Source organism: Marinobacter gelidimuriae, from assembly GCF_000372805.1.
In the GTDB taxonomy this organism is placed as follows: Bacteria; Pseudomonadota; Gammaproteobacteria; order Pseudomonadales; family Oleiphilaceae; genus Marinobacter; species Marinobacter gelidimuriae.
Map to the genome: position 1 here is coordinate 16,461 of NZ_KB889889.1, position 12,307 is coordinate 28,767.

Sequence of the window (12,307 nt, forward strand, 5' to 3'; positions counted from 1 at the left end):
TGGCTCCTCAGCGCAAGATCTTCAGGATTCTGTGCTCAAGTTCCCTGAGGTCTTGCCGCAACTGTTCTTCATCCTGCAGAAACATGGCGTGTATAAAAAGCACCTTTTTGTCGTCGGATACGTCCAGACTCAGGGTGCCGGGCGTCAGTGAAATCACGCTGCTCAGGAACATAATCTCGACATCCGTGCGGGCCTCGAGGCGAAACGCAATAACGCCGGGCTTCATATGCCAGACCGGTGTGGCAACGTCGTAGGCGACGCGGAAATTCGCCTTTGCCAATTCCTTTGTAAAGAATACCAAAAACGCGACGACTCTCGGAATCCGCCTGGAGTAACCTTTAAGCACCGGCACCTGTCTTTGCAATACCATGAGTGCCAGATAGGCGAAGAAGAAGCCTGCCGCGAAGTTCATGCCGCTGAAGTCGCCACTCAGTGCTACCCATGCCAGCGCCAGCATGATGTTCCAGAAAAAACCGATCATTGCTGCGCCCCCAGAACCGCTTCGATATAAAGCTGTGGATTCAACAGTTGGTGTGCCGCCATTTCTGCCAGCTCATAGATCGGCTGACCGTTAATGCCGATGAACACGGTGCAGGCGGCAAGGCCGATCACCGGCACGAAGTAGGCCCAGTTGTGTTTTTCTTTCACCTCGCCCCGTAAACGGCGCAAATCGGTCACGTGTTCCGGCGTTTTCTTCCAGAACACTTCCGCCCAGATTTTAATCATGGAATAGAGAGTCAGCAAACCGACCAGCAAGGCAATACCAGTGACAACATAGGCCTCCGCTTCCAGGCCGGCGCGGATAACCACGAATTTTGCAAAGAAACCGGACAGCGGCGGAATGCCCGCGAGTGACAGGGCGGGGATAAGGAAAAGCAGCGCCAAAAGAGGACGTTCTTTGTAAATGCCTCCGAGGTCCTTCAGATCGTAACTGCCGAGCAGCCGGTATGTGATACCGCTGATCAGGAACAGGTTCGTCTTAACAAGGATGTGGTGCATGATATAAAACACCCCGCCAATAATGGCCAGCGGCGTGAACAGCGCCAGGCCCAGAAGCATGTAGCCAATCTGGCTGACAATATGGAAGGACAGGATCCGGCGGAATTCGAACTGCGCGGCAGCCCCAAGCACGCCGGTCAGCATAGTCAGCGCGGCAGCCCACAAGAGAATTGTATGGGTGTAGTCGACGTCCTGGGTAAAAATCAGCGTGAAAACGCGATAAAGGGCGTAGACACCTACTTTGGTCAGCAGGCCGGCGAACAGTGCAGAAACAGCCACCTGGGGGGGTGTGATAAGAAGCCGGTAGCCAGAAAAATAGTGGGAAGGCCGCCGCCTTTATACCGAAGGACACCATGAACATTATCGATATGACGGTGATCATACCGGGGTCTTCAATGGTGGCTACTTTTTGAGCAATGTCGGCCATATTCAGTGTGCCGACCGTGCCGTAAAGCAAACCCACCGCAGACAGGAAAATGGCCGAGGAGAACAGGTTCAGGGTGACGTATTTTATCGCGCCCTCCATTTGTGCCCGTTCGCCACCCAGGGTTAGTAGGGCGAAGGAGGCGAGCAGCATCACCTCGAACCAAACAAAAAGATTAAAAATATCGCCGGTCAGAAAAGAGCCGGCAACCCCTGCCAGCAGCAGATGCATCAGTGGATAGTAGCCAAACTTCTCGTGACCCTTGGGCGTGGAAGCCAGCGAATAAATGGCGATGGCCAGCCCTATGATGCCGGTCAGCACGATCATGATGGCACTGAGCAAATCAGAGACAAACACAATGTTGAACGGCGCTGGCCAGCTTCCCATTTCCATAACCAGAAACCCCTGGTCTATGGTGGAGCGCAGCAACCATACGCTGGCTGCAAGAAGCAAAGCGGTCGCCAGCACGGCAATAATGCGCTGATAGCGAACCGAACGCCACAGTGCTATCGACACTGCGCCGGCAGTCAGCGGTATCAGAATCGGTAGGGCCAGTTCCAGGTTCAAGTGTCCGTATCCTTCATCTGGTCGAGGTCATCGGTTCCCACGACTTCATAGGCGCGGCGTATCAGAACCACTGCAAATGCCAGAACACCAAAGGCAATAACAATCGCTGTGAGGATCAGCGCTTGGGGTAGCGGGTCCGCTATGGCGCCCAATGGTGCATTGGTCCCTTCCGGAAGCAGCGGCGCAGCATCCTGTAAATCGCTGCAGCGAACAGGATGCCGACGACATAAGCCATCAAGCTTTCCATACTGGCTCTCCTTGTGTGTTCAACGGGGGCGAGTGGTTACGATAATCCTGAATCATTCCTCCGACTCCATCAGGTTGATCACAAACGTCATGATGGTTCCGAGCACGGCCGCGTATACGCCGATATCAAAAATTAACGGTGTGGACAGCTTAAGATAACTGTCTCCAATTAAAGGCACTTCCCACCAATGGGCCGTCAACATAGGTTCTCCGGCCAGGAAAGCGGGAATCGTTGATGCAAGGGCGAATAGCAGGCCCGCCGATAGCAGATCCCGGGGGTCGACCCGAAGAATGCTCCGCGTGGCTGTCGCACCGAATGCGAAGGCGTAAAGCACGAACGCGCCTGCAGCCACGAGCCCGCCGATAAAACCGCCGCCGGGCTCGTCGTGCCCCCGGAGCAACAGGAATAACGAGAACATCAACTGCAGCGGCATAATGAAGAGTGCCGCTGTGTGAAGAATCAGCGTGTTGGCTTTCATGGTTTGTGCTGATCCTTCGCCTTCAGTTTAATCATTGAGAGCACACCCAGTGCCGCAAGAGACAGAACAAAGATTTCGCCCAGAGTGTCCAGCGCCCGAAAGTCCACCAGAATGACGTTCACGATGTTGCGCCCGTAGGCAAGCGTTGCGCTGTTCTCAATGTAATAGCTTGAGATGCTCTCGAAGTACTGCACGTCCAGCGCCGCAAGAATCACCAGGGTCATAACCACGCCGGCGAAAATGGCGACCGCAAGGTCGCGATAGCGTTCAAACGGGGACGACAGGTTGCCAAATTCAGGCAGTTTGAACAGCACCAGCACCAGCACCAGCAGAATCACTGTCAACGTCTCTACCAGCAGCTGGGTGATACCCAGATCCGGCGCGCTGAACAGAATGAACGTGAGTGCAACACCGAAGCCAAGCACGCCCATGGATGCAACAGAGCCAAGGCGTGAATGGGTCGTGCTGGAGAAAGTCGCGGCCGCCACCAACAACAGCGCAATGCCCCACTCATAAAAGTGACTGTCGGCAAGGTTCAGTGTCAGATTGATACCGTGCTGAGTCAGCAGGGTGTAGCCGGTTAAACCGAAGGTCACGGCAACCAGAATCAGCAGGTACAGCCCAAGCACACCGTTCTGAAGTACCCGGGCTTGCCAGGCGGCGATGATGGTGATGCCTTCCATGAATTTGAAATACCCAGCCTCCGGGCCAAATCGTGCGGCTGACGTATTGATCGCATTAAGAGGGGATCGGAGCCGATTCCAGCAGGCCAGCAGGCCCCACCCCAGAAGCAGACTAATGACCGACAGCATCAGGGGCTTGTTGACGCCATGCCAGAGCGCCAAATTGGTTTCGACGGCGGCCCCATTGACGCTTCCTATCGCTGCCTGCAGTAATGCAGCTTCGGGAAGAAAAGGCACCAGTCCAAACACCAGGGCAGTCACCGATAGCACCGCCGGGCCAATCAGCATGCCAAAGGGCGCTTCATGGGGTTTTTTTGGTGTGTTGCCGCTTTTCCCGAAGAACGGTTTGATCGCAACCAATCCGGCCACGCCCACAAGCAGCATCGCCGCCAAGACCGTTGCGATGGTTAGCCCGGCTGACCAGATTGGCGATTCAAGGAGAGACTCAAACAGCAACTCCTTGGCGATAAAGCCGAACAGCGGCGGCAACCCTGCCTGGGAAAGAGCGGCGAGGCAGGCAATTGCCGCCGTAACCGGCATGGCCTTTCGCAGCCCGCCCATGACGGTGATGTCCTTGGTGCCGGTCTGGTGATCCAGTGCCCCGGCGACCATGAACAGGGCGCCCTTGTACAGAGAATGCGCTATTAAAAAACAGATAAAGGCGGTCAGGGCCAGTTCCGTGCCCACGCCAATTAGCATGGTCAGGGTGCCCAGCGCCATTATGGTGGAATAGGCCAATACTTTCTTAATACCGGTGCTACTGAAAGCCAGATAGGCTCCTGTCACCGGTTTCGTTACGTTTTACGTTCAGACCCCCACGTCTTTGACGTTCTCCATCACCACAAAGGTGCTGGTTTGTAAAACGTGGGGCAAGGCTGAAATCTGTTCACCGAGAACTTGCCGGTATTCAGTCATGTTGCGAGTGCGGACTTTGAGCAGATAATCGAAGTTACCGGCAATCATGTGGCACTGCTCAACGGCGGAGATCTGGATGACTGCCTCGTTGAACGCGGTGAGAGCGTGGCTGTTGGTGTCGCTCAGTTTTACCTCCGTAAACGCGATGTGGCTTTGTTGCAATTTGGTGTGATTAACCAGTGCTGTGTAACCGGTAATGTACCCCTGTTCTTCTAGCCGCCGCATACGTACCTGACAGGGCGTCTTGGACAGTCCAACCCGGGACGCTAGCTCGGTGACGGTGACTCGTGCGTTCTTCTGCAATTCGCGAATAATTGAGTGGTCAATCCGGTCCAGTTCCACGATCATTATCTCCTGCTGGGTGTGCACCGGTCTGTTTGAACTTTTCCGTATTTCATACGTAAAAAGTTGAGGATATCCGAAATTTGATTGCCTGGGTTTTGATTTTGCATCCATCCATCGACTTCTGCAAAGCACGGATATTACGGCTACGCTTAAGCTTTAAAAGCGTGCTGTAATCAGGGTGAATAGTGGTACTTACGTTTTCAGATCTGGGAGTTTAGCCTATCTAGTCGCGCTGTCTCAGAGTTTCTGTCATTTTTTACCCCCAAGAAAAGACAAAATGGCCTGTAAATCCCTTTTTTACAGTGAAAATGTTTTTGCTGTTCTCGGTAGAATGCGAGCACGGTGAGTAAAACAAACAATGATGAGGGTACAACCATGAGACCGCAGCAATCAGAGACTCCCGCAGTTGTCGACAGCCGACAGGCGATCCGTGATTACAATCTTGCGTTCGAGCATGTCGTGGTTCACGAGATGATTGCTGGCGCTCAATTATCCCCGTCCGAGAGCAAGGCCATCTCTGCCAGAGCGTCCGACCTGGTTCGCGGCGTTCGGAAGAGCGCCAAGCCCACCATCATGGAAAAATTCCTGGCCGAGTATGGGCTGACTACGAAAGAGGGTGTTGCTCTCATGTGCCTGGCTGAGGCCATGCTGCGTGTGCCGGACGCTACGACTATCAACGACCTGATCGAAGACAAGATCACGTCCGGGTGCTGGGGTGACCATGTGAGCAAGGCCTCTTCCTCTTTGATAAACACGGCGACCATCGCCCTGCTGATGACCAGCAACCTGCTCAAGGATTCCGAGCGCAAAAGCGTGGGCGAAGTCCTCCGCAAACTTCTGAAGCGTTTGGGTGAACCGGTGATTCGCACGGTGGCAGGCCAAGCCATGAAGGAGATGGGGCGGCAATTCGTTCTGGGGCGCGATATCAAGGAAGCCCAGAAAGCCGGTGAAGGCTACATGAAAAAGGGCTACACCTACTCTTATGACATGCTGGGAGAAGCGGCCCGCACGGATCACGACGCCCAGCGTTACTACAACGCCTACTCTGACGCGATCGACAGCATCGCCAAGCATTGCAGTGGTGACGTTCGCAAGAATCCGGGCATTTCTGTCAAGCTCTCTGCACTGCTTGCACGGTATGAGTACGGCAACAAAGAGCGGGTTATGAAGGAGCTTGTGCCCAGGGCTATGCGACTGGTCAAAAAAGCGGCCGCCGCTAATATAGGCTTCAATATTGACGCGGAAGAGCAGGACCGGCTGGAACTCTCAATGGACGTCATTGAGGCTCTGCTGAGTGATCCTGAACTTGCAGGCTGGAATGGCTTCGGCGTATGTGTGCAGGCTTACGGTAAGCGTGCGCCTTTCATGCTGGACTGGTTGTACGGAATCGCCGAAAAATACGATCGTCGCATCATGGTGCGGCTGGTTAAAGGTGCCTACTGGGACGCTGAAATCAAGCGTGCCCAAGTCATGGGCCTGGACGGATTCCCTGTGTTTACCCGCAAGGCCTGTAGTGATGTGTCGTTCTTGTCTTGCTCTACCAAATTGCTGAACATGACGGATCGCATTTACCCTCAGTTCGCGACCCACAACGCGCACTCCGTGTCGGCAATTCTTGAGCTGGCCAGAGTTCGTGGTGAAGCCAACTACGAGTTTCAGCGCCTGCATGGTATGGGTGAATCTCTGCACGGCCAAGTTATGGGCGATAGCGGCGTACCCTGTCGGATCTATGCGCCGGTAGGCCCCTATCACGAACTGCTGGCGTATCTGGTTCGTCGTCTGCTGGAGAACGGTGCCAACAGCTCCTTCGTAAACCAGATTGTGGATGAAGATATTTCGCCTGAAATGATCGCAAAAGATCCGATCGATCTGGTTAAGGAAATGGGCGACGACATTTCCAGCAAGGCGATTGTGCGTCCAGCCAAACTTTTTGGTGAGAATCGCCGCAACTCCAAAGGCTGGGACCTGACTGATTCGGTCACCATTGAAGCCATTGATAAGGGCCGCGATGCTTACAAAGAGCACCATTGGAAAGGCGGGCCGCTGATTGCGGGTAAGGTATCGGGCACCGAAGTACAGGTAGTTCGCAACCCGGCCAACCCGGAAGATTTGGTGGGTCATGTTACCCAGGCCAACGAAGCCGATATCGAAACCGCAATTTCTGCCGCGCAGAAAGGTTTTAAGTCCTGGTCTGCCACGCCCGCAGAAGAACGTGCCGCCTGCCTGCGTAAAGTCGCGGATCTTTATGAAGAGAACACCCTCGAGCTGTTTGCACTGGCCACCCGGGAGGCGGGTAAATCGCTGTCGGACGCCGTCGCTGAAATTCGTGAAGCGGTGGATTTTGCCCACTTTTATGCCAACGAAGGCGTTCGCTATGAAAACAGCGGTAAAGCCATAGGCCCGGTGGTGTGTATCTCACCCTGGAATCTTCCGCTGGCTATCTTCACCGGTCAGATTCTGGCTAATCTGGTGGCGGGTAACGTCGTTCTGGCCAAGCCAGCCGAGCAAACGTCGCTGCTGGCCGTTCGAGCAGTAGAGCTGATGCATAAGGCAGGCATTCCCAAGGATGCGATCCAACTGGTGCCGGGCACCGGTGCCACTGTGGGTGCGGGCCTGACTTCGGATTCCCGTGTAGCCGGCGTCTGTTTTACCGGTTCTACCAATACCGCCAAGGTCATCGACAAGGCCATGGCCGAAAACCTGGCACCGGATGCCGTCTTGGTGGCAGAGACCGGCGGCCTGAACGCCATGATTGTAGATTCCACCGCACTGCCGGAACAGGTCGTTCGTGATGTGCTGGCTTCTTCCTTCCAGAGTGCGGGCCAGCGTTGCTCTGCGCTGCGGATGTTGTATGTGCAGAAGGACATTGCCGATAGTCTGCTGAAAATGCTGTACGGCGCCATGGAAGAACTTGGCATTGGTGATCCGTGGCTGCTGTCTACAGATGTAGGCCCGGTCATTGATGAACCATCTGCGAAGAAAATCATCGATCACTGCAAGAAGTTCGAGAACAAGAACCAGCTTCTGAAGAAACTGTCAGTGCCGCACAAAGGCAACTTTGTGTCTCCTGCGGTGATCAAGGTGAACGGTATTGGGGACCTGGAAGAAGAAATCTTTGGCCCGGTTCTGCATGTGGCTACTTTTGATGCGAAAGATATCGACAAGGTAGTGGATGACATTAATGCAAAGGGCTACGGCCTGACCTTTGGTGTTCACAGCCGGGTAGACAGCCGAATTGATCGTATCTCCCGTCGCATCAAGGTGGGTAACATCTACGTCAACCGGAATCAGATCGGTGCGGTCGTGGGTTCTCAGCCGTTCGGCGGCGAAGGTTTGTCAGGGACTGGTCCGAAAGCCGGTGGCCCGCAGTATGTGTGTCGGTTTATGAAAGGCGAGACGGTACAGCGGCCGGCGGAGTCGGGTGGCAAGAATGTGGATGCAAGAGCGCTGGATAGCCTGATCGGCAAGCTTGGTAAAATGAACACCCAAGAGCCTAAAGCGCGTATTGAAGTCATGAACCGGGTCTTCGACAGTGTTCCGGAGCCTCTGGACGCCCACGCTGAGGAAATGCCGGGGCCAGCCGGTGAGAGCAACACTCTGACCAATCACGCCCGCGGCACTGTTCTGTGTCTGGGTCCGGATAAAGAAACAGCGATCGAACAGATGGTTATGGCTCTGGCACAAGGCAACAAGGCAGTGGTCATCGCGCCGGGTGTCAGTGATACCGTAGATCGCGCAGCGAAAGCCGGTTTGCCGGTGGTTGGTGTGGAAGGCCAGCTGGAGCCGGATGCTCTTGAAACCGTCAAGGGCTTCGAAGCAGCGGTCAGCTGTGGCGAGCATTCAGTGCTAAAACCGTATCGGCAGGCGCTGAGAAAGCGCGATGGTGCGCTGCTGCCACTGATTACCGAGCACAAACTTGATCAGCGTTACGTGATTGAGCGCCACCTGTGTGTTGACACAACGGCTGTTGGCGGTAATGCCAGCCTGATCGCTGCGTCTGAGTAAGCTATCCCGTAACAAGGCTCGGGTGGCCCATGGAAGGGCCGCCACGTTCGGTAATGGGAAGACCTAGACCGGCTCCGCTGCGATCTCCCGCAAGGCTTTGACCAGCGTTTCAGGTTCCTGGGCGCCAGAAATCAGATATTTGCCATTAACGATATAGGCAGGCACGGCTGAGACCCCAGCTTGCTGGTATTTAGCCTCGTCTTGTCTTACATCATCGGCATACCGGTTTGATGTAAGAACCTCTCGGGCTTCAGAACCGTTCAAGCCAATCTCCTCCACGCATTGGACAAGAACGTCCGCCTGGGCGATGTTTTCGGCGCGGCCGAAATAGGCTTCGAAAAATGCTTGTTTCATCGCCGTCTGCTTGTTGTGCTGCCCAGCCCACTTCACCAATCGATGAGCATCAAAAGTATTGCGGGTATAGCGTTCCTGCAGTTTCTCGAAATTCAGGCCGAGGCTGTGGGCGACGTCTATCATCTGGGCCTGATTTGCCCTCATTTCGTTTTCGCTGCGCCCATATTTGCGGCTCAGCGCCGGGAGTATGGGTTCGCCATCGCCGGATGGGTCCGGGTTGAGCTCGAAAGCGTGCCATTCGACGGCAAAATCCATTTCGTTTTTCAGTTCTGCCATGGCCTCTTCCAGCCGTGCATAGCCAATCGCACACCAGGGGCAGGCAATGTCTGACACAATATCAATAGTTACATGTTTCATGGAAAGTTCCTCCGGTTTCTGTTCAGATTCGATTCTGACCTAAAACTGCGTGACGACAAAACTGTGGCCCTAAAATCATTGATTCGATCATTACTGCGCCGCCCAGCCTTCAGAGTATGTATGGGGTCGGGTTGCGTGGATCCGGGGCCAAATGAATCAGTTGTCCGGTCTTCGATACCTGCGCGGCTTAGAAGACTAACCACGACCAGCAACTCTCAAATCTGGGACTAAAATTCGGGACAGATCTATTTTCTGCTAATCTGTCATCTATCCTCGTTCTATCATCTGGTTGTGGAGATGCAATGGCAAAGCCCACCGAAGCTCGACAACGGGCGATCCGGGTATCGATTTTATAGGTGGCCTGTTACCTGTGGTGGGAGATGCCTTTGATGCCATCTACAAGGCCAATACTGGTAATACACGGTTGATGAGAAGTTATCTGGAAGAGCAACTCGCTGTAGAGCCGCCGGTCTGGTAGAGACGCTTTCCGGCGAAGGCCCGTTCACAGTATTTGCACCCACCAACGCCGCTTTTGAAAAATTGCCCGCTGGTACTGTTGAAACCTTGCTAAAGCCAGAGAACAAAGAACAACTTCAGTCGATTCTGACCTATCACGTATTGGCTACCAAAGCGCCTGCGGCGGCAGCAGGGATGGCCGGGGCCTGGTGGCTGGCCTTCCGGGCTGGGCTCATGCCCTTGTGTTTGTCGGTGCGGTCGCTGCCAGGGTTTTTTTGGGGATGCCAGTCGCCCTGATTTGCTGGAAAAGGCGGGTATTGAACGGGCACGTCTGTTGATTGTGGCGATTGATGATCGAGATCGCGCTGTGGCGAAGGTGAATCATGTGAAGAAGTTCTTCCCCGGTGAGAATTAAAAGCCATTCCAGCACGTTCAATTGTGTCTTTATGGCAATAGTGTTCCGCTGTCAGATGCCTTAACGTTTAGTGATCAATAGCTGATAGTGATCCCGCTAATCATCACAGGAGAGACTTGTTTATGAGTACCTATAAAGCGATCAATCTGGTGAAGCACCTCAAGGGAAAACCCGGACCGGAGCTGTTCGAGGTGGTGGAAAAAACCGTACCGGAACCTGGCGACGGTGAATTTCTGGTCAAGCAGACTTACATGTCTAAATGGCGCTGGCGGTTTGTGCATTGCCGGGGCTGACCGCCACTCAGGGGCTGTTCGGCTGTGGTCATCCCAAGTCGGGTGAAACGTTGGTGGTGTCTGGAGCGGCTGGCTCGGTCGGCTCGATTGTCGGCCAGTTGGCCAAAGCTGAAGGCCTGCGGGTTATTGGGGTTGTTGGCAGCCAAGAGAAAGCGGACTGGATTATTAACGAGCTGGGTTTTGACGGTGCCGTAAATTATAAGACCGACGACCTGAGCGCAAAACTGGATGAATTGGTGCCGAATGGCATTGATGTGTATTTCGAAAACACCGGTGGCCCGATTCAGCACTACGTGTTCGATCGCATGAACGCGCACGGCCGTATTGTGGTGTGCGGGATGATTGCCGATTACACCGCCGAAACTCCACGCCCTGGCCCAAGCTGGGGGGATGCGTGTTATCAAAAAGCGCCTGACCATTCAGGGCTTCACTATGCCTGACCACATGCACAAGGCGCAGGAGCTGCAAGCCAAACTGGCCCCTTATGTTCAGAACGGCGATATCAAATATCGGACTCACGCTCTGGAAGGGTTGGAGTCGGCTATGGACGGCCTGAATCTATTCCTGAGCGGTGGTAACAAAGGCAAGTTGATGGTGAAGATCTAGTGTTTCTCTTTAATTAAAAGCAAGGAGATTCAAATGAAAGCTGCTCGTTTTTATGGCAAAGGTGATATTCGCGTTGAAGACATCCCCGAACCGACGTTAGAACCAGGCACTGTGGGCATAGATGTAGCCTGGTGCGGTATCTGTGGTACCGATTTGCATGAACTTATGGAGGGGCCCATCTTTATTCCTCCGTGCGGCCACCCCCATCCGGTCTCGGGAGAATCCGCGCCGATAACAATGGGGCATGAGTTCTCAGGTGTGGTTTACGCGGTTGGTGACGGTGTAGACGATATCGAAATCGGTCAGCATGTTGTGGTCGAGCCTTATATTATTGTGGACGACGTGGACACAGCGGTGAACCTGGAGCCTTTCATTACTCAGCGAATTCAATTGGATGATCTGGTTTCTGAAGGTTTCGAAAGGCTGATTCATAATAATGAATCAGCAGTGAAGATAATTGTTCATACGTAACAGGCGTCGTTATATAAGAAATTAAGTAACTATTCAGCTGGTTTGATTTAAAACGGTCGTATCATTACCCGCACCCACCGCCATGAACGGCGGCACACTCCCCTCGAACAAATGCATCAGGGCTTTCGAGGCAGACACGTTCTGCTTACGCGCCGTCGACAGATAGCTGCGCACGCGACAGAAGATCTCGGCTCCTTCAAAGGATCGAAAACAACCCGATATTTTCTGCTGCACTTTGAACATACGGATGTCTCGCTCACCTTGGTTGTTGGTAAACGGACCCTCTGGATTGTCGAGGAAGCGTAGCACATCCGATTCGTAGNCGATCANCCGCTCCAGCAGGTTGCGGGCCCGCGTGCGTTTGAGNCGCCCGNGNTTGCCNTGGCGNNGGCTTTCATCCGGTGGCGGGCACTCTTTTTGCGCGTTTGCCAGGCAGCGTCGGTACACCTTGCGCCACCGCTGCGCTTTGTCCGGTGGCAGGCCGCCGCCGGCGTCGTCGACGCTGTCGGTCATGATGTTCAGTAGNGTGTGCATCCGTTGAGCCCACACCTGTTTATCCTGCTCCCAGGCGCGCTGAAGTTCTCGCAGGTGGTGCGCATTGCACAGAGAGTGCACGCATGAATAACGGTAATACGGCTTCCAGTGATCATGACAGAGCACACCGTTGAAGCGCGGCAGGATGCCGATCGCAT

The 12,307-nt window shown here is 54.2% G+C and carries 13 protein-coding genes and 3 pseudogenes; 8 read left to right on the plus strand and 8 right to left on the minus strand.

What is annotated here, in order from left to right; genetic code table 11:
* Positions 1 to 7: 7 nt before the first annotated feature.
* From A3OI_RS0110615 to A3OI_RS0110640, 6 genes and pseudogenes are all read right to left on the minus strand, one after another.
* The gene (locus tag A3OI_RS0110615) at positions 8 to 481 is read right to left on the minus strand and encodes a Na+/H+ antiporter subunit E (protein WP_018404256.1); all 474 of its coding nucleotides are present in this window, start codon (positions 479 to 481) and stop codon (positions 8 to 10) included.
* Positions 478 to 1,990, minus strand: a pseudogene (locus A3OI_RS19865) (Na+/H+ antiporter subunit D). Before A3OI_RS19865 ends, A3OI_RS0110615 begins: the two are co-directional and overlap by 4 nt.
* Entirely contained in the window at positions 1,987 to 2,142 is a 156-nt protein-coding gene (locus tag A3OI_RS24665; protein ID WP_018404257.1) for an NADH-quinone oxidoreductase subunit K, read from the minus strand. The pseudogene A3OI_RS19865 and the gene A3OI_RS24665 overlap by 4 nt, the downstream one beginning before the upstream one ends.
* Before the next feature lie 147 nt (positions 2,143 to 2,289).
* Complete coding sequence (locus tag A3OI_RS0110630) at positions 2,290 to 2,715, minus strand: Na+/H+ antiporter subunit B (RefSeq protein WP_018404259.1); 426 nt, start codon at positions 2,713 to 2,715, stop codon at positions 2,290 to 2,292.
* Positions 2,712 to 4,184: a hydrogen gas-evolving membrane-bound hydrogenase subunit E gene (mbhE, locus tag A3OI_RS19875; protein WP_018404260.1), complete on the minus strand. Its 1,473-nt coding sequence runs from the start codon at positions 4,182 to 4,184 to the stop codon at positions 2,712 to 2,714. The genes A3OI_RS0110630 and mbhE overlap by 4 nt, the downstream gene beginning before the upstream one ends.
* Positions 4,185 to 4,205: 21 nt before the next feature.
* The gene (locus A3OI_RS0110640) at positions 4,206 to 4,661 is read right to left on the minus strand and encodes an Lrp/AsnC family transcriptional regulator (RefSeq protein ID WP_018404261.1); all 456 of its coding nucleotides are present in this window, start codon (positions 4,659 to 4,661) and stop codon (positions 4,206 to 4,208) included.
* 372 nt (positions 4,662 to 5,033) lie between these two features.
* Here A3OI_RS0110640 and putA point away from each other — a divergent pair, with 372 nt between their 5' ends.
* Positions 5,034 to 8,663, plus strand: a complete 3,630-nt coding sequence (putA, locus tag A3OI_RS0110645; RefSeq protein WP_018404262.1) for a bifunctional proline dehydrogenase/L-glutamate gamma-semialdehyde dehydrogenase PutA — start codon at positions 5,034 to 5,036, stop codon at positions 8,661 to 8,663.
* Positions 8,664 to 8,726: 63 nt separating this feature from the next.
* Here putA and A3OI_RS0110650 read toward each other — a convergent pair whose 3' ends face one another.
* Positions 8,727 to 9,374: a DsbA family oxidoreductase gene (locus A3OI_RS0110650; RefSeq protein ID WP_018404263.1), complete on the minus strand. Its 648-nt coding sequence runs from the start codon at positions 9,372 to 9,374 to the stop codon at positions 8,727 to 8,729.
* Between the two features lie 373 nt (positions 9,375 to 9,747).
* Here A3OI_RS0110650 and A3OI_RS24670 point away from each other — a divergent pair, with 373 nt between their 5' ends.
* The 7 genes and pseudogenes from A3OI_RS24670 (at position 9,748) to A3OI_RS19885 (ending at position 11,615) form a co-directional block, all read left to right on the plus strand.
* A complete protein-coding gene (locus A3OI_RS24670; protein WP_407635522.1) occupies positions 9,748 to 9,852 on the plus strand; it encodes a hypothetical protein in 105 nt (34 codons plus the stop codon).
* Positions 9,834 to 10,016, plus strand: a pseudogene (locus A3OI_RS21920) (fasciclin domain-containing protein); the annotation flags it as partial. The gene A3OI_RS24670 and the pseudogene A3OI_RS21920, both read left to right, overlap by 19 nt.
* Before the next feature lie 79 nt (positions 10,017 to 10,095).
* Positions 10,096 to 10,236 (plus strand): annotated as a pseudogene (locus A3OI_RS23865) (NAD-binding protein); the annotation flags it as partial.
* Positions 10,237 to 10,367: 131 nt separating this feature from the next.
* Positions 10,368 to 10,538 carry a hypothetical protein gene (locus A3OI_RS23870; protein WP_228702947.1) on the plus strand — a complete coding sequence of 57 codons (171 nt, stop codon included), beginning with the start codon at positions 10,368 to 10,370 and terminating at the stop codon, positions 10,536 to 10,538.
* Positions 10,526 to 10,978: an MDR family NADP-dependent oxidoreductase gene (locus A3OI_RS23875; protein ID WP_228702948.1), complete on the plus strand. Its 453-nt coding sequence runs from the start codon at positions 10,526 to 10,528 to the stop codon at positions 10,976 to 10,978. The genes A3OI_RS23870 and A3OI_RS23875 overlap by 13 nt, the downstream gene beginning before the upstream one ends.
* Positions 10,971 to 11,144, plus strand: coding sequence for a hypothetical protein (locus tag A3OI_RS23880; RefSeq protein ID WP_018404264.1), 174 nt, complete (start codon positions 10,971 to 10,973; stop codon positions 11,142 to 11,144). Before A3OI_RS23875 ends, A3OI_RS23880 begins: the two co-directional genes overlap by 8 nt.
* 33 nt (positions 11,145 to 11,177) lie before the next feature.
* A complete protein-coding gene (locus tag A3OI_RS19885; RefSeq protein WP_018404265.1) occupies positions 11,178 to 11,615 on the plus strand; it encodes an alcohol dehydrogenase catalytic domain-containing protein in 438 nt (145 codons plus the stop codon).
* Between the two features lie 33 nt (positions 11,616 to 11,648).
* On the opposite strand, the gene A3OI_RS19890 is transcribed toward A3OI_RS19885, so the two are convergent.
* Positions 11,649 to 12,307, minus strand: a 659-nt coding sequence (locus A3OI_RS19890) for an IS66 family transposase (RefSeq protein WP_018404266.1), incomplete at its 5' end; no start/stop codon positions are given.